General features: G+C 45.4%; 14 protein-coding genes, 1 pseudogene and 1 riboswitch. Of the genes and pseudogenes, 7 read left to right on the top strand and 8 right to left on the bottom strand.

Going from position 1 to position 17,870, the window contains the following annotated elements; genetic code table 11:
* Positions 1-4: 4 nt before the first annotated feature.
* The gene (locus HMPREF9446_RS04915; RefSeq protein ID WP_009124327.1) at positions 5-715 is read left to right on the top strand and encodes a DUF4252 domain-containing protein; all 711 of its coding nucleotides are present in this window, start codon (positions 5-7) and stop codon (positions 713-715) included.
* Between the two features lie 91 nt (positions 716-806).
* Here HMPREF9446_RS04915 and recA read toward each other — a convergent pair whose 3' ends face one another.
* The 3 genes from recA to HMPREF9446_RS04900 form a co-directional block, all read right to left on the bottom strand.
* A complete protein-coding gene (gene recA / locus HMPREF9446_RS04910) occupies positions 807-1,844 on the bottom strand; it encodes a recombinase RecA (protein ID WP_009124326.1) in 1,038 nt (345 codons plus the stop codon).
* Between the two features lie 108 nt (positions 1,845-1,952).
* Positions 1,953-2,399 (bottom strand): thioredoxin-dependent thiol peroxidase, encoded by a 447-nt coding sequence (gene bcp / locus HMPREF9446_RS04905; protein ID WP_009124325.1) that lies wholly within the window; start codon positions 2,397-2,399, stop codon positions 1,953-1,955.
* A gap of 74 nt (positions 2,400-2,473) precedes the next feature.
* Complete coding sequence (locus HMPREF9446_RS04900) at positions 2,474-3,667, bottom strand: saccharopine dehydrogenase family protein (RefSeq protein WP_009124324.1); 1,194 nt, start codon at positions 3,665-3,667, stop codon at positions 2,474-2,476.
* Positions 3,668-3,859: 192 nt separating this feature from the next.
* Between HMPREF9446_RS04900 and HMPREF9446_RS04895 the strand changes: the two genes are divergently transcribed.
* A complete protein-coding gene (locus HMPREF9446_RS04895) occupies positions 3,860-4,651 on the top strand; it encodes an META domain-containing protein (RefSeq protein ID WP_009124323.1) in 792 nt (263 codons plus the stop codon).
* Positions 4,652-4,860: 209 nt separating this feature from the next.
* Here the strand turns inward: HMPREF9446_RS04895 and HMPREF9446_RS04890 are convergent, their stop codons facing one another.
* Both HMPREF9446_RS04890 and HMPREF9446_RS04885 read right to left on the bottom strand, forming a co-directional pair.
* Entirely contained in the window at positions 4,861-5,436 is a 576-nt protein-coding gene (locus HMPREF9446_RS04890) for a Crp/Fnr family transcriptional regulator (protein ID WP_039968580.1), read from the bottom strand.
* Positions 5,399-6,814, bottom strand: a complete 1,416-nt coding sequence (locus HMPREF9446_RS04885) for an MATE family efflux transporter (RefSeq protein ID WP_009124321.1) — start codon at positions 6,812-6,814, stop codon at positions 5,399-5,401. The genes HMPREF9446_RS04890 and HMPREF9446_RS04885 overlap by 38 nt, the downstream gene beginning before the upstream one ends.
* Positions 6,815-7,258: 444 nt before the next feature.
* Here HMPREF9446_RS04885 and dnaK point away from each other — a divergent pair, with 444 nt between their 5' ends.
* Positions 7,259-9,178, top strand: a complete 1,920-nt coding sequence (dnaK, locus tag HMPREF9446_RS04880; RefSeq protein WP_009124320.1) for a molecular chaperone DnaK — start codon at positions 7,259-7,261, stop codon at positions 9,176-9,178.
* A 213-nt stretch (positions 9,179-9,391) separates the two neighbouring features.
* Positions 9,392-9,499 (top strand): annotated as a pseudogene (locus tag HMPREF9446_RS19045) (DNA-binding protein); the annotation flags it as partial.
* A gap of 6 nt (positions 9,500-9,505) precedes the next feature.
* On the opposite strand, the gene HMPREF9446_RS04875 reads toward HMPREF9446_RS19045, so the two are convergent.
* The 3 genes from HMPREF9446_RS04875 to HMPREF9446_RS04865 form a co-directional block, all read right to left on the bottom strand.
* Complete coding sequence (locus HMPREF9446_RS04875) at positions 9,506-10,024, bottom strand: very short patch repair endonuclease (RefSeq protein ID WP_009124319.1); 519 nt, start codon at positions 10,022-10,024, stop codon at positions 9,506-9,508.
* Between the two features lie 219 nt (positions 10,025-10,243).
* Positions 10,244-11,821, bottom strand: a complete 1,578-nt coding sequence (locus HMPREF9446_RS04870; protein ID WP_009124317.1) for an ATP-binding protein — start codon at positions 11,819-11,821, stop codon at positions 10,244-10,246.
* 134 nt (positions 11,822-11,955) lie between these two features.
* On the bottom strand, positions 11,956-13,188 hold the full coding sequence (locus HMPREF9446_RS04865; RefSeq protein ID WP_009124316.1) for a Cof-type HAD-IIB family hydrolase: 1,233 nt from the start codon (positions 13,186-13,188) through the stop codon (positions 11,956-11,958).
* Positions 13,189-13,289: 101 nt separating this feature from the next.
* Positions 13,290-13,495, top strand: a riboswitch (cobalamin riboswitch).
* A 62-nt stretch (positions 13,496-13,557) separates the two neighbouring features.
* Between HMPREF9446_RS04865 and HMPREF9446_RS04860 the strand changes: the two genes are divergently transcribed.
* The 3 genes from HMPREF9446_RS04860 to HMPREF9446_RS04850 are packed head-to-tail and all read left to right on the top strand — an operon-like array spanning position 13,558 to position 17,852.
* Complete coding sequence (locus tag HMPREF9446_RS04860) at positions 13,558-15,576, top strand: TonB-dependent receptor plug domain-containing protein (protein WP_009124315.1); 2,019 nt, start codon at positions 13,558-13,560, stop codon at positions 15,574-15,576.
* Between the two features lie 13 nt (positions 15,577-15,589).
* Entirely contained in the window at positions 15,590-16,687 is a 1,098-nt protein-coding gene (locus tag HMPREF9446_RS04855; protein WP_009124314.1) for a YncE family protein, read from the top strand.
* A gap of 40 nt (positions 16,688-16,727) precedes the next feature.
* Positions 16,728-17,852 (top strand): ABC transporter substrate-binding protein, encoded by a 1,125-nt coding sequence (locus HMPREF9446_RS04850; RefSeq protein WP_009124313.1) that lies wholly within the window; start codon positions 16,728-16,730, stop codon positions 17,850-17,852.
* Positions 17,853-17,870 lie beyond the last annotated feature (18 nt).

The following is a 17,870-nucleotide window of genomic DNA, read 5'->3' as shown; positions in this document are numbered from 1 at the left end:
TGATATGAAGACAAGTAGAATGATTTTAGCCGGCATATTATTGTTGTTGCCGTTACTCTGCCAGGCGCAGAAGAATTTGTTTAATAAGTACAATGATTTGAAGGGGGTATCTTCGGTGTATATATCCAAGGCAATGATTGAGACGAATCCTAACTTGTTTACAAAGGATATTTATATAGGCAAGGTATCGGGACAGTTGAACTCGGTCCAGGTACTATCTACAATGGATAATAATGTAAAGAAAGATATGCGCAAGGATCTCCGTTCTTTGGTGCAGTCTTCCAGATATGAACTGCTGATGAAGCAGAAAGGTACTGTGTCCAGCTCTGAGTTTTATATCAGCCGTAAAGGGGATAAGGTGAAAGAGCTGATTATGATTATTGACGGTGCCGCTACCTTGAAATTCGTATATCTGGAAGGTGAAATGACTTTGAAGGATATCCAGAGAATCATGATGTACCAGGATTCCAGCTGGAATGGGAACAATGTGAATATACAGTTTCCGGATATAAACTGGGCGGAGATAGAGAAGCTGAAAAACCGCGATTGGCTTGGAGAATTGAAGCATCCGCAAGAACTGGCATTGAAAGGACTGGAAAATGTAGCCAAGCTGAAAGACAACAAGTTCCTGAAAGAACAAATGGATGCCGATACATGGAAACGTTTTGAAAAAAGCATGGAGGCTTTGGAAGAACGTTTGGAAAAAATGGAATAGGAAGCACCTTTTAGGGAAACTTGAGGTGTCAAAACTCAAATTATAAGTTCATACTTTCAAAATTTGAGTTTTGACATCCTCAAGTTTTTTGTTACTTGTCTTTTCTCAATTCTTCAAAGATAAGTCCTTCCAGTTCTTCTGCCAACTCCGGATTGTCGAGAATTACTTGTTTGGCAGCATCGCGTCCCTGGGCTATTTTCGTGTCGTTGTAGCTGAACCATGAACCGCTTTTCTTGATGATGCCCAAATCTGCGCCCAGGTCAATGATTTCGCCTGCGCGGGAAATGCCTTCACCGAACATGATGTCAAATTCTGCTCTGCGGAAAGGAGGGGCCACTTTGTTTTTAACCACCTTCACTTTGGTTTGCTTGCCTATCACCTCATCACCGTTCTTGATGGCCTGGCTTCCACGGATATCAAGACGTACGGAAGCATAGAATTTCAGTGCATTACCTCCGGTGGTTGTTTCCGGATTGCCGAACATCACACCGATCTTCTCACGCAACTGGTTGATGAAGATGCAAGTAGTGCGGGTTTTGCTGACTGCGGAAGTTAGCTTACGCAGGGCTTGTGACATGAGTCGGGCCTGCAATCCCACCTTGTTGTCCCCCATATCACCTTCGATTTCCGCTTTCGGTGTCAAGGCTGCTACAGAGTCCACCACGATGATATCGATGGCCGAAGAACGTATCAGCTGTTCTGCAATTTCCAAGGCCTGCTCACCATTGTCCGGTTGTGAAATCAACAGGTTATCCACATCCACACCTAGTTTGGCTGCATAGAAGCGGTCGAAGGCGTGTTCGGCATCGATGAATGCGGCGATGCCGCCCGCTTTCTGCGCTTCGGCAATGGCATGGATTGCTAAAGTTGTTTTACCGGAAGATTCAGGACCGTAGATTTCGATGATACGGCCACGCGGGTAACCGCCTACGCCCAATGCCACATTCAGTCCGATAGAGCCGGTAGGGATCACTTCAACTTGTTCAACACTTTCGTCGCCCATCTTCATGATAGAACCCTTGCCAAAGCTCTTTTCTATCTTGTCCATGGCAGCTTGTAGAGCTTTCAGCTTTTCACTTGATGCCATGTTGGTTCCATTTTCAAAATTAAGTTCGTCTTTTTTTGCCATCCTTTTATTTACAATTTAAATTACTTTTTTTTGTCTTATGATGTCATTTACGGTTCTGATTCAGCAACCGTCCGTCGATTATCGAATCATAAAATCGTCCCATCGGCATCATAAGATTTGTGCGGCGTGGTCTTTGGTTTTTACCTCCTTAGGCGCGATGATACGTTCAATCATTCCTTCCTCGTTGATGATGAAGGTCGTGCGGAAAGTCCCCATATACTTACGTCCGTACATGCTTTTTTCGCCCCATACGCCAAACTGTTCGACCAGCTTCTTGTCCGTATCTGCAATCAAGGTAAAGGGCAGATTGTTTTTCTCAATAAATTTCTGGTGAGACTTCTCGTTATCCACGCTTACGCCGATCACTTCGTATCCGGCCTTACGCAATTCGGCATAGTTGTCACGCAGGTTACAAGCCTGTGCGGTACAACCGGAAGTCATGTCTTTGGGATAGAAGTATAGAACGATCTTCTTTCCTTTATAGTCACTCAGGCGTATTTCTTCCCCTTTCTCGTTGATACCCAAGACTTCGGGTGCTTTATCTCCTATATTCACTTTGTTAATGTTTAATGATTAATGCGAACTACTTTAACTACTGATTCGCATGATTAATGTTTAGTGATTAATCCCTAAACTTCCAGATCTCCGTCAATAACTTCATGCCAAGGCAGCCCCTGCTTGTTCAGTTGCTCCATGAACGGATCGGGATTGAATTCTTCCACATTCCATACGCCCGGTTTCTTCCACAGGCCTTTGAGGAACATCATGGCACCGATCATGGCAGGAACGCCGGTGGTATAACTAACTCCCTGCATGCCGGTTTCTTTATAGGCCTCCTGGTGGCTACAGTTATTATATACATAATAAGTACGTTCTTTTCCGTCTTTCAGTCCACGGATACGGCAGCCGATGGAAGTTTCTCCTTCGTAGTTTTCTCCGAGGTCTTGCGGATTGGGAAGCACAGCTTTCAAGAATTGCAGCGGAACGATCTTCATGCCGTTGTATTCCACTTCGTCAATGCGTGCCATACCGATATTCTGGATAACGCGCAAGTGGGTGAGATACTCCTGTCCGAATGTCATCCAGAAACGTGCACGCTTGATGGTGGGGAAATTCTTTACCAAAGACTCCAGCTCTTCATGATAAAGCAGGTAAGAATCACGGGGACCGATGTTGGGATAAGTCAAGTCTTTATGGATTTCCAACGGTTGGGTGGTGACCCATTGCCCATTTTCGTAATAACGTCCGTTCTGGGTGATTTCACGGATATTGATTTCCGGATTGAAGTTGGTGGCAAATGCTTTGTGGTGATTACCGGCATTGCAATCCACAATATCCAGATATTGTATCTCGTCAAAATGATGCTTGGCTGCGTATGCTGTGTAAATGCCGCTTACGCCCGGATCGAAACCGCAACCCAGAATGGCGGTAAGCCCCGCATCTTCGAAACGTTTTTTGTAAGCCCATTGCCAGCTGTATTCAAAATGAGCTACATCTTTGGGTTCATAATTTGCGGTATCCAGATAGTTCACGCCGGTCTTCAGGCAAGCCTCCATAATGGTGAGGTCCTGATAAGGCAGGGCTACGTTTATAACGATTTCGGGTTTGAAACTATTGAAGAGTGCCACCAGTTCGTCCACGCTGTCTGCATCTACCTGGGCGGTTTTGATGTTAGGGTTACCAATCGCTTTTACAACGGCGTCACATTTGGACTTTGTGCGGCTGGCAATCATGATTTCGGTAAATACGTCAGGATTTTGAGCCACTTTGTGCGCAACAACGGTACCTACACCGCCTGCACCGATAATAAGAACTTTACCCATTTCTTCTAATTACATTATTATATTAGGTTCATAAAAAATACGGAGAGCAAATATAAGGGTTAATTCTCAGATAAACATTAAAATCCTGCTAAATACTTTGGAGAAGTACTTCTATTTTTAAACAAACTCTTGACATTTGGGTTCTTTTGCCTATATTTGTCCCGAAAAAATTAACTTAAACAACAAAGGACAATGAAAAAAATGTTTGTTTCTCTTTGTATGGCAGGTACGTTGATGGGCTTGTCATCCTGTGGTTCAACTAAAAATGCCGCTACCCTTTCATCCATTGGCGGCGAGTGGAACATCATCGAAATAAATGGTACGGCTGTAGTTCCTGCACCGGGTCAGGAGTTCCCTTTTATCGGTTTTGACACAAAGAACGGGACGGTCTATGGCAATAGCGGATGCAACCGTATGACAGGTTCGTTTGACGTGAATGCCAAACCCGGCACAATCTCCCTCGGCGCTATAGGCAGCACGCGTATGGCATGTCCGGACATGACTGTGGAGCAGAATGTGTTGTCGGCTTTGGCGCAAGTAAAGAAGTATAAGAAGTTGGGGAAGGACAACATGGCTTTGTGCGGTTCTTCCAATCGTCCTGTCATTGTGCTGCAAAAGAAAGAGGCTACGGTTAAGTTGGCTGATCTGGCAGGAAAGTGGATGATAAGTGAAGCTGGCGGTGAAGCCATTCCCGAAGGAATGGAAAAGCAGCCGTTCATTGAATTCAACATTTCGGAAAAGAGATTGCATGGTAACGCCGGATGCAACATCATCAACGGTGCCGTGCAGGTGGATGATGAAAATCCGACGGCCGTTTCTTTCCCTCAAGTGATCAGCACGATGATGGCTTGCCCCGACATGGAAGTGGAAAGCCGCGTACTGAAGGCTTTGAACGCTGCCAAGTCTTTCGGTAAGCTGGCAGGTGGCGGCATCGGTTTCTATGATGCGGATAATAACCTGGTGATGGTATTGGTGAAGAAGTGACCGGGACGTGTTACAATAGTAAAAAGAGGGTGTCAAAACTGAAATGACCACTCCCCGAAGTTACAGCTTATAACTATAACACTTAAAAGGGTCGTATCAAGCTCTGTATTGAGTAATGATACGGCCCTTTCTTTGGTCTTTTAATATGCTCGGATTCCAAATGATAAGTTCATTGTTTCAAAATCTGGGTTTTGACACCGCCTTTTCTGTCACTTTTTCTTTAGTCCCGCCCTGATACGGCTCAAAGATTGCGGAGTGATGTATAAATAGGATGCCAAATGTTTGAGGGGCACATCTTGCAGCAGTTCCGGATTTTCCTCCATCAGTGTCAAATACCGTTCTTTGGCGGTAGGGGGAGTACCATAGGCCACCGAAGAAATGTCAACGGACAAAATCTCGCGCTCGAAAATCTTTCTGCCGAAATTGGCCATGTCTATAGATTGCGAATATAACATTTCCAAATCAGCTTTGGATATGCAGTAGGCCACGCTGTCGTTCACGGATTCAATGTTGATTTGTGAAGCTTCTCCGTCAACATACCCCCATGAAGAAAAGGCAACGTCCCCCGGGCCGGCAAACCATAGGGAATTCTCCGTACCGTCTTTCAGAAAATAAGCCCGCCATATACCTTTTTTCAGAAGATGGAAATTGGTGTTTCGTTCCCCTTCCTTAATGATAAGCTCTCCTTTAGAGAAGCGAACTTCTGTCATGTTCGACAGAAGTTCGAATAGATTTTTCTCCGGTAATTTATATTTCTTGCAGAAATTCCTGATCATCTTTTCCATGTTGCAAAGATAGGACTTTTTTGGGGCGCTTCTTTTTGCTGAAACAATAAATAATGCCTATAAGAAGTGTTGTTAACAGTTCCGCCAACGGCGTGGCAAGCCAGATTCCCGGATTTCCCAATAATAAAGGTAATCCGAAGAAACAGGCCGTCAGCAGGATGAAGCCGCGCAGCAGAGTAATGAAAGTGGCATACTTGGCACGTTCTACGCTTTGGAAGTATCCGATGGATACGATGTTGATGGCAAAGAACACGAAGCCGGTGGCATACAACGGCAGGCCTTTTGCGGCTATTTCATAGGCAGGATAACTGCGGTCTATGAACATGGCTACAATTTCCCGGCTGCAGAATATCGTGACCAGAGCGAAGCATACCCCGCAGCCGATGGCGGTCTTCAGTGCCAGCAGGTATGCGCGGCGGACGCGGAGGCTCTCGTTCAAACCGTAATTATAGCTGATGATCGGCTGTGCCGACTGTGCGATTGCGTTATATACCATAAATATGATAGGAAAGAAATAGCAAGCAATGCTGAATGCCGCCACTCCGTCTTCCTTCAGGTAATGGATGAACACCTGGTTGCCGACAAACATCATGCAGGCAATCGCCACCTCGCACAAGAAGGCCGACGAACCCAGGCGGCACATATAGCCGATGTTGCGGCGCATCAACTGCATGCTTCTCCGGCTCATCTTGATCGGATGGAGGCGCAGTGCGCACCGGCGGCGCATCAGGTAGAATACGATCATCAATGCGCCTACCGTAGTGCCTATGGCACTGGCAAACGCGGCGCCGAACATACCCCAGCCGAAGGGGAAGATGAACAGATAATCCAATATAATGTTCAGGACGGCAGCCACCACGTTGCACATCATGGCAAAGTTGGGCGAACCGTCCAGCCTCAGAAAGAACATGCCCGAATTGAGCAACGCCGTGAACAGAGAGAAAGGCACAAACCAGAGCATATATTCCACCGCCAATGGTGTGAGCCGTTCGGAGCCTCCGAGCAGTTTTACCACCTGCGGGGCAAATGAACAGAATAGGGCGGAGGTACACATCAGCAATAGGGAGGAGATGACTATGGATTGCGTGATATTGATCCGTGCCACCTTCACCTTCCCATGTGACAAGTGAATGGATGCTACTACAGATGCGCCGACACCGAACATCAGTCCGATGCCCGTGGAAAACAGCCATAGCGGTGCCACGATGTTGACAGCCGCCAAAGCGTCACTGCCGATTCCCTTCCCGACAAAGATACCGTCTGTGATGACGAATAGCGCCGAGAAAATCATCCCCAATACAGTAGGGAGCAATAATTTACGGAACAAAGTCTTGATGTCCGTGTTCTTGAAGTCGATACTGTCTCTCATCTTTTCCATACTCTTCTTGTTTATTCCTTTTATATGTGAAAACCAATCATTTCCGTTGCTATGATTAAGCCGAATGTTAACTAATCCTTAATCGTTCCACCATGGAGGAACGATATTTCCATCGTGATGGAACGATATTTCCCCCATGGTGGAACGATATTTCCTCCATGGAAGAACGATTAAAGGTATGCAAGGAAAATGATTAATGCTACCCATGCTTTGTTTTCTTTAATCGGGCGACAAAAGTAGGACTTTTGAATGGATTGGAAATTACCATTTGTTAATTTCCGACAGAAAAAACACATTTAATTCTGCCAAACTGACAGACAAACTGCCACAAGTATAAATCTGAAACTACTCTGAACAATTTGGCACAACGTTTGTCCTTTTATAGGCGTCTGCCATTGAGGCGGACGTTGAAACAGAATAATAACAAATAAAATAATAACGATCATGGGAAAAATTATTGGTATTGACTTAGGAACAACAAACTCTTGCGTTGCAGTATTCGAAGGTAACGAACCTGTAGTAATCGCAAACAGTGAAGGTAAGCGCACTACTCCTTCAGTAGTAGCGTTTGTTGATGGTGGCGAACGTAAAATCGGTGATCCCGCCAAGCGTCAGGCTATTACGAACCCGACACGTACGGTTTTCTCCATCAAACGTTTCATGGGTGAAAACTGGGACCAGGTACAGAAAGAAATCGGCCGTATGCCTTATAAAGTAGTAAAGGGTGACAACAATACTCCGCGTGTAGATATTGACGGCCGTCTTTATACTCCGCAGGAAATCTCTGCGATGATTCTGCAGAAAATGAAAAAGACCGCCGAGGACTATTTGGGACAGGAAGTGACGGAAGCTGTAATCACCGTTCCGGCATACTTCTCCGACTCTCAGCGCCAGGCTACGAAGGAAGCCGGTCAGATTGCAGGTCTTGAAGTAAAGCGTATCGTGAACGAACCGACTGCCGCAGCTCTTGCGTACGGTATCGACAAGTCTCATAAAGACATGAAAGTTGCCGTGTTCGACCTTGGTGGCGGTACATTCGATATCTCTATCCTCGAATTCGGTGGCGGTGTGTTCGAAGTATTGTCAACCAACGGTGACACTCACCTGGGTGGTGACGACTTCGACCAGGTAATCATCGACTGGCTGGTTCAGGAGTTCAAGAACGACGAAGGTGCCGACTTGACTCAAGACCCGATGGCCATGCAACGTCTGAAAGAGGCTGCTGAAAAGGCTAAGATTGAATTGTCTTCTTCTACAAGCACCGAAATCAACTTGCCGTACATCATGCCGGTAGGCGGTGTGCCCAAGCACTTGGTGAAGACGCTGACCCGTGCCAAGTTCGAGGCTCTGGCCCACAACTTGATTCAGGCTTGTCTGGAACCGTGCAAGAAAGCCATGAGCGATGCCGGTCTGAACAATGCGGACATTGACGAGGTAATCCTTGTAGGTGGTTCTTCACGTATTCCGGCTGTACAGAAGCTGGTAGAAGACTTCTTCGGTAAAGTTCCTTCCAAGGGCGTTAATCCGGATGAGGTAGTAGCCGTAGGTGCTGCCGTGCAGGGAGCCGTCTTGACGGACGAAATCAAGGGTGTTGTGTTGCTGGACGTTACTCCGCTGTCTATGGGTATCGAGACTATGGGTGGTGTGATGACTAAGTTGATTGATGCCAACACGACCATTCCGTGCAAGAAGAGCGAGACATTCTCTACTGCCGCCGACAACCAGACGGAGGTTACCATCCACGTATTGCAGGGTGAGCGTCCGATGGCTGCACAGAACAAGTCAATCGGTCAGTTCAATCTGACAGGTATTGCTCCGGCACGTCGCGGTATTCCTCAGATTGAGGTGACATTCGATATTGATGCCAACGGTATCTTGAAGGTGTCTGCCAAAGACAAGGCTACCGGTAAGGAACAGGCTATCCGTATCGAAGCTTCCAGCGGCTTGAGCAAGGACGAGATTGAAAAGATGAAAGCCGAAGCTGAAGCCAATGCCGAAGCTGACAAGAAAGAGCGTGAGAAAGTTGACAAGCTGAACCAGGCCGACTCAATGATCTTCACTACTGAAAATCAGTTGAAGGAATTGGGCGACAAGTTGCCTGCCGACAAGAAGGCTCCGATTGAAGCTGCTTTGCAGAAACTGAAAGATGCCCACAAGGCTCAGGATTTGGCTGCCGTTGACTCCGCAATGGCTGAACTGAATACGGCATTCCAGGCTGCAAGTGCTGAGATGTATGCCCAAAGCGGTGCTCAGGGTGGCGCTCAGGCTGGTCCTGATATGAATGCAGGTCAACAAGGCGGTGCCCAGGATAACAGCAAGCATGGTGACAATGTGCAGGATGCTGACTTTGAGGAGGTCAAATGATTCCGATAAGGATACAGATAATAAACAATAAGCAAAAGCGTGCAGCTCAATGAGTTGCACGCTTTTTGCATTTATGGGGTTCATGGTTGCTATGTGTTTTCTATGGGCTTTTTTATCTCTTATTTGCGACATATTTGCGACAAGACAAAAAAGTAGATAATGTGGAACAAAATCCTACTAATCTCAACTAATACATACTTAAAAGTAGAAAATATGCCAACAATCGGATTTGAAATCAAAAGGAAGTGTAAAGTCTGCGGCAAAATTTTTGTCGCAAAAACACTTGACAGCTATTATTGTTCCCCAAAATGTGGTAAAGTGGTTTGTTTACTGTTGCCCCTTTCTTCCATAAGCTACTTCTGGTTCTGCTGCCATAAGTGTATTATTTATATCAGGTAAGTCGTATGTTTTTATTTTCCTGTCTTCAAGAAAAATGTGATTCAAAGTATAAGCCAATGATTCAAGTGTTTGTATGCGGACTTTAGGTTTTAGTTGACATTCCCAAACTGTAATACAATGCCAGCCCATAGCAGCAAGCTGGCATTGTTCTTTTTTGTCACGCTTTTTGTTTCGCTCTATTTTCTTTTGCCAAAAGTCAATGTTTGTTTTAGGTAGGCGAAAGTATCTGCAATTATCATGACCATGCCAAAAGCAACCATTCACAAAAATAACTGTTCGGTATTTGCGAAGTACCAAATCAGGATGGCCAGGCAGGCGTGGATGGTTTAGCCGATAGCGGAAGCCACGGCTAAAAAGGAACTTGCGAACCAGCAATTCAGGTTTTGTATTCCTCCCTTTTATGGCGGACATACAACGATGGCGTTGTTCTTTAGTTAATTTATCCATACTTGTAAAGTGTGGCAATGCTCATGTAACTGTCATTTTTTTGTGATGCGTTTTGAGATAATCTAATAAGGAATAACGGCAAATAGCATGATGATGGCTATTGCATAAAGCACTCTGTATCGCATTTTGTGGCTTACTTGTGGCAAGGAGGCAAACAAAAAGGCGATAATCAAAACGGCAATTATTGCACAAAGTGGAATGAAAGATGTTCCCATAGGTTTATTGCTCGGTTTGAGGATTAATTACAATGCGCCAATAGCCACCATGGTCTGCTCCTTCACGAGACAAAATTCCCATAGAACGAAGCTTTGAAATATGTTTTTCTACGGCTCGGGAGCTTATTCCTATTTTATAGGCCATTGTTTCTGCAGACATTGATGGGTCGGAAATGACGAAATCAATAATCTTTTGTGCGGTTTTCCCAATGCTTTTAGATTTGTTTTTCAAATCTCCGAACTTTTTCTCCGAACCTTTTTGCATTATCTCCGAACCTTTCTCCGAACTTTCTTGCGTACCACCAAAGGTTTTCACCGAACTTTTGCTGTTTTCACTGAACTTTTCGACCGAACTTTCTTCGTTTACAGGGTACTTTTCGAGGGTACTATTTACCCTGTTGGCTACTTCTTCGACAGGTATTCTTCCGTTTTCGTTCCAGTTCAGATTATAGAATGTGGTGTAGAAAGAGGTCGCTTCCGTTTGATATTGCGGTTCTTTTCCTTGCAGGAAATTAGGTAACTTCTCTGTAAGCTCTCGCATTTTACGTAAACCGGAACCACGTTTCTCCATATAATCCAACTGTGTAAACACATCTGCAATGACAGGATTACGACGCATGGAAGGCACTTTGAATATGTCACGGTCTTGAATTTGTGTACCGTCAAGCATAGCACCGGGTGATACCAGTTCTACGCGGTCATCATAAATGTCGATATGTACTTCACCGCCCATTACAGTATAATCTCTATGGATAAGGTGGTTTACCAGTCCTTCAAAGATGGCACGGTCGGAATAGTCGGGAAGATTTAGGCGATAATTGGGCATCTTTACCCATCCGCTCATAGTGTAGTTCTTGATGAAGTCCATGCCATATTTCAATAGCAATACAAGGTTATCCCGATGCTCTACGGAACTGATAGCATCATCCTTATAGAGTCCAGTCCAACGGGTGCAGAAAATACGCGATTGAAATACCGTGCAATTATCAACAAACAGCAATCCGGCATTGGTCAGTTTTCCATCAGGAGTAACCAGTCCGAATGATTCCAAATACTTATCGTTCCATTCCTGATGGGTTTGCTCACGGAAGGTATTGGCAAGGATGATGAAAGAGTGCTTGCTGGCATCCACTTGGGTAGGAAGAGAATCCCATGTCATGTGTGTACCTTTCAACACCAATGAAAGAAGTTGTTGCGAATTACACTCCACGCTTTCATTGCCAATTCGCATATATGCAGTACGTGTTCCATCCTGATAGTAATAATAAGGTGTAAGCGTTCCTGCCTTTACTTTCACTTCAAGCAGGGTATGCCTTTCGTGTTCTATCGGAATAAGTTGAACTTCCGGCACTGGGTCAAGTCGTGCCTTTATCGTTTCACTGATAAAGTCGGCATCGGCTTGCGGATTTTCTAACCCCACAATCACTCCGTCATCGTTCACTCCATAGAACAAACTGCCACCATCGGTATTGGCAAAAGCCGACACCGATTTAAGCCATGACTTCACTTTTTTGCGTTCCAACATTTCCTTGAAATCGTAAGTCGGGCATTCCGCTATCAATGTATTGTTATGTATCTGCATAGTTCCCTTATTGTTGTTTGGGTATAACACCCCAATGTCATACACAAAGGTAAGGATAAAACTGAAGAATCTGTTAAAATTGCCACAGACTTTTGATTATTATGCATTTATGGGGTTCATGGTTGCTATGTGTTTTATCTTTTTTTCATCACACTATTTACTACCCGTACGGAAGACACTAATTTGTTGGTTGAAGTAAATACATCTACATTCCATACATGGGATGAATGCCCTTTATGCACAATGGTACCGACTGCACGTACCGTGTCACCTTCGTGTGCAGAGGAAATATGATTTCCACTGACCTGCATTCCTACGACAATCTCGTCCGGTTGGCAGATGATCATGGAGCCGAGCCCGGCAACGGTTTCTGCCAAGGCGAGGGTGGCGCCGCCATGTAGTATGCCGAAAGGTTGGCGGGTCCGGTAATCTACGGGCATGGTTGCCTCTATGCGCTCCTTGGATGCATAAGTGTACTGGATACCCAAGTTTCCCATCAAGGCATGACGTGCCCGTTCATTCAGTAAGTCAAGGGGAATTTCGGCGGCGTGAACTTCAGCCAGAATCATTTTCTCGACAGCCTGGGCAACGCCGTCTTCTTCGTTTGAGGCTGTCACATAGTCCGCGCAGACTTTTACGGAGTCTTGTGAATGTCCCATGGCTATCCCTAAACCGGCCAACTGGAGCATGGTCACATCGCAGACGCCGTCTCCGATGGCGATGACTTCCTCGCGTGCCACACCCAGTTGCTCCATCAAGACCCCCAAGGTATTGGCTTTGTCAACTCCGGGAGGGACTACTTCCAGAAAATAAGACTCGGAGCGGAATGCATCCAAGGTACCATCCAAACGTTTCTTCCAGTGATTTTCCAGATCTATCAAGGCTTCCTCGTCATCACTGACAAGCACGCATTTGCAAGGCGTAAAGTCAATGGAAGTCGAGAATTCTTCTTCGTCAATGATTATCAAATCGTTCAACTTGGCTTCCTTCCGGATAAAATCATTTTCGGGAGCATTGGTGATGAGCGTATTATCCTGATAGGTGACCAGGTCGAATCCGTTTTTTTGAGCTTTCTTTTCCAGGTAAGGCAGCATTTCTGGATTGATGCGTCGTTCAAAGAGGATTTTTCCGTCCTGTGCATTGATAATCTGGCAACCGTTATAAGAAACGATAAAACCGCCAAAGTTGCCTAATTCAAGAGTTTTGGCTATCGACAAGAGGCCGTAGGTTGGTCTGCCGGATGCTAAAACGATGCGCACCCCCATGTGTTGTACCTTTAATAAGGCAGCCAGAGTGCGTTTGCTGATTTCTTTTGCTTCGTTGAGTAGAGTTCCATCTACGTCAAGAACTAATAGTTTATATTTCATGGTTATACTGATTTGTTTACACTTCCTGTTGAAATTGTCTGCAAGTTACTTTATTTTGAGGATATAGTATGAAAAACTATTCATTTTTTTATCTATTTTCCCTATCTTTGCCGATGTTTTGTTCCGCATCCTTCTGTTCGGAGGGGTTGGATGAAAAGGGAATCGGGTGAAAGTCCCGGACAGTCCCGCTGCTGTGAGTTTCAAAATTGGGTGCATCCTGTATCTTTATGCCACTGTTCATTAAGAAGAACGGGAAGGCGATGTACCGGAAACGAGTCAGAAGACCTGCAAAACAAAGTCGAAAAATTATCCATTCGAGGAAAGTGGGTAGTGCGCAATGTGATTTTACGATAATCTTTACTTGTTTCTATGATGGGAAGAATTAAGGTATGGCTGGGCTGTATCGGTTTCTTTGGCGTGGGGGTATTCCGGCTTTCTGCTCAGACGGTTAGTAATGATACCATTGTCAGTAAGGTACATAGGCTGGATGAGGTAACGGTCAGTGCTTCTTCTCCGGTGAGGAATGTAACGAGTACGGCACCGATACAGATGCTCTCGCGCAAGCAACTGGAGCAGCAGGGAGTGACGGATCTTGCCGATGCCTTGCGTCGCTTTTCGGGGGTGAACGTGAAAGATTACGGCGGGGCAGGAGGTATGAAAACTGTTTCTGTGCGAAGCCTGGGTTCACAGCATACGGCGGTGGCTTATGATGGGATTACCGTGACTGACTGCCAGAGCGGGCAGGTCGATCTTTCCCGCTTTTCGTTGGATAATATCCGCTCCCTCTCTTTGGCTATTGGTGATAATGATGATATTTTTCTGCCTGCCCGTACGGTTGCGTCTGCTGCTTCGCTTCGATTGCAGACCCTTATGCCCGACTTCTCGGAGAAGAGTGCCCGGCTGCAGGCGGAACTCAAAACCGGTTCATTCGGACTGGTAAATCCTTTCTTGCGCTATGACCGGCGTTTGGCAGAGAAAGTGTCTATGTCAGTTTCCGGTGACTTTATGCGTGCCGATAATCTTTATCCTTTTACATTGGTAAACGGAAAGTATGTAACCGAAGAACGCCGCGACAATAACTATATCGAGACCTACCGGGGCGAATGGAATATCTATGCAAAGCCCGGCGAACACTCCGTGCTCAATGGTAAGGTCTATTATTATGACTCTTTCAGAGAACTGCCCGGACCGGTAATCCTATATAATAATACTTCGGAAGAGGAGTTGAATGAACGGAACTTCTTCTCTCAACTGCACTACATGACTTACTGGGAAAACAATTTCTCTTTGCAAGTGAACGGAAAGTTCAATTGGGCCTACTCGCGCTATCACGATGAAGGAACTGAGTTTCCTGGCGGAGAGATGAACAACATCTACCATCAGCGCGAATATTATGGGTCTGCTGCCTTGCTGTATACTCCGTGGGATACTTGGGCTTTCTCGTATGCTGCCGATTATTCTTACAATAATCTAAGTACAAATGCCGCTTCGGGTGTAAAACCTTATCGTCATACGGTACTACAAACCTTGACTGCACGCTACCGCACTCCACAAATTACGGTTACTGCCTTGATGTTGGGTTCTATCTATATGAACGGTGCGAAAATCGGAGAAAGTGCCGGTGATGCCCGGCGGTTGTCTCCTTCCGTTTCTTTGTCATGGAAACCTTGGGGGAGTAAAGACTTGTATTTGCGTGCTTCCTATAAGGATATTTTCCGTGTGGCAACCTTTACCGAGAACTACTTCGATCGTTGGGGTAGCCGTGATTTGAAGCCGGAAGTGGCACGACAATATAATGTCGGCATCACCTTGGGACATACAGCTGCCTCTTCCTGGCTCACTGCTGCGCATTTCTCGGTAGATGGTTACTATAATTATGTAAAGAATAAGATTGTAGCCGTACCTTATAATATGTTTTTCTGGACCATGCTCAATTTGGGGCATGTAGATATCTTTGGTGTAGATGCCAATGCGGATATTACTTTCCGCCTTGCTTCCCGCCATCAGTTGCTGGCGTCGGCATCCTATACCTATCAATATGCGGTAGATAAGACCGATCCCTCTTCTGTGTATTATAAAGACCAGATTCCATATACACCCGCCCATTCGGGGGCATTTTCTTTGGCTTGGGAGAATCCTTATTGCAATGCATCTTTTCATGCTACAGGCGTCAGCAAGCGTTATTCATCGGTGCAGAATATAGTAGAGAATGAACTGGAAGGCTACATGGAGTGTGGCGTATCTCTCTACCGCTCTTTCCGTCTGAAAGGAATAGACTGTTCGTTGCGAGGTGATATACAGAATATAGGCAATAAGCAATATAGTATAGTGAAGAGTTATCCCATGCCGGGGCGCTCGTATAAACTGACACTTAAAATATCCATTTAAAAATTAACAAGAAATGAAACTGAAAGAACAATTGAGACTGTTAGCCTTTGTGCTGGCACTGCCGATGGCCTTTGTGGCTTGTGATAGTAATGATTATCAAGAGGAATACCCCATTTTCGTTGAGAAAGGAGTATATGTATTTAACTCCGGTAACCAAGGAAAAAGCATAGAAGGGTCTTTGTCCTTTATTGATGAGAAAACGGAAACGGTGACGAATGATGTGTTCAAAATTGCCAATAGCCGTAGTTTGGGCTCTACGGTTCAAGATGGTGTAGTATTGGGTAATAACTTGTTTGTTGCTGTATATGAATCTAATACCATTGAAGTTGTAAACAAGAATACTTTAGTGAGCATAGCTCAGATAAGACCGACGGCTGCACAAGGTAAAGGTCCTCGTGACATCGTGACAGACGGGAAGAACATCTATGTTTCCATGTTTTCGGGACATGTACTGCGCATTGACCCGTCAACCAATACAATCGATAAAACTATCCAAGTAGGCCCTAATCCGGAGGAGATGGTAGTTGCGAATGGCTTTTTATATGTAGTGAACTCTGACGGAATGAATTATAACGCCGGCTATGCCAATGGCAAAAGCGTTTCGAAGATTGCGTTATCTACTTTCACGGAAGAAAAGAAAATAGCAGTAGGAATGAATCCTACCAAGATAGCTGCAGATGCCTCAGGAAATGTTTTTGCGCTGTGTATGGGTGATTACGGTGCTGTTCCCTCTTCACTTTGGAAGATAAACAGTAAAGATGAGGCTGAAGAGTGGAAGGTTACCGGTACCTTGATGGCGACAAAAGGCAATTCTATCTACGTAATTGATTCTCCCTGGGGAGCTACAGCTACTGCCATGAAGTATGTGGTATATAATACCTTGACAGGCGAAATGGTTAAGGATAACTTTGTTTCCACTCCGGCCGATGCAGCTGTTGGCTTGGCAATTGATCCTGTTACTGAGCATATCTTTATCACTTCTTACAATTTGGTAGGCGGTTTTGCTTCTGCCGATACCCCGGGCTATGTAAACGAGTATTCGGCTGACGGAACCTTCATCAAGAAATTCGATGTAGGTGTAGGGGCTGTCTATATGGCATTTCTTAAATAAATAGGATGAACGGCAAGCTTTATTCAAACGACGAATCAGAATGAAACCTCTTTCATTGCTTTGCTTGGCCCTCCTTTTCCTCTCTGCCTGCCAGGGGGGGAAGCAGGGAATGGTGTCTTCGGAAACGGGAGACACCCTTTCTCTGCATTATGCCGAGAATCTGACATTAGTAACCTATCCCGATTATACCATTGCCACCCTGCGCAATCCTTGGGATACCTTGAAGACTCTGCATACCTATATATTAGTGCCCAAAGAGAAACCTTTGCCGGAGCAACTTCCCGAAGGCACTGTCGTTCGTACCCCGCTTTCCAAATCGGTCATCTACTCTTCCGTCCATTGCAGTCTGATTGATAAACTGGGTGCTTTCAAGAGTATCGGCGGTGTGTGTGACTTGAAGTATATCAAACTGCCTTCTGTGCAGGAAGCCTGTAAAAACGGAGTGATCGCCGATTGCGGTGACGGTATGAATCCCGATATGGAACGTATCATCGACCTGCATCCCGATGCCATCCTTCTGTCTCCGTTCGAGAACAGCGGCGGTTATGGCCGTATCGGGAAACTGAATATCCCCATCATCGAGTGTGCCGACTATATGGAAACTTCCGCTTTGGGACGTGCCGAGTGGATGCGTTTTTATGGAATGCTTTTCGGCGCCGCGTCACAAGCCGATAGCCTTTTTGCGGAGGTGGACAGTTGCTATCAGCAGCTTAAAAGGCGTGCTGCGCTTTCATCGGTTTCTTTGTCAATTGTCAGTGAACTGAAAAGTAGTTCGGCGTGGTACGTCCCGGGAGGGCGCAGTACCATAGGCAAGCTTTTTCGGGATGCCTGCGGACGTTATGCCTTTGCAGATGATGCTCATAGCGGTTCCATTCCTCTTTCCTTTGAAACCGTTTTCGACAAAGCAGGCGATTCGGATGTATGGACTATCAAGTATAATCGTGACCACGATATGACTTATTCGGACTTACAGGCGGACTATACAGGCTATACGGGTTTCAAGGCCTTTAAAGAACGTAACATATATGGTTGTAATACGGCAAAAGTACCTTTTTATGAAGAGACACCTTTCCGTCCCGACTATTTGTTGTCCGATCTCATACAGATTTTGCATCCCGAAATGGGAGATTTGGGTGGTTTGCGTTATTTTTGCAAGCTGAAATGAGAATTCTTAACCACTCAT

This window comes from Bacteroides fluxus YIT 12057 (genome assembly GCF_000195635.1).
Lineage (GTDB): Bacteria > Bacteroidota > Bacteroidia > Bacteroidales > Bacteroidaceae > Bacteroides > Bacteroides fluxus.
The sequence above is the reverse complement of the archived record's forward strand: the minus strand, read 5'-3'. Positions and strand labels throughout refer to the sequence as shown.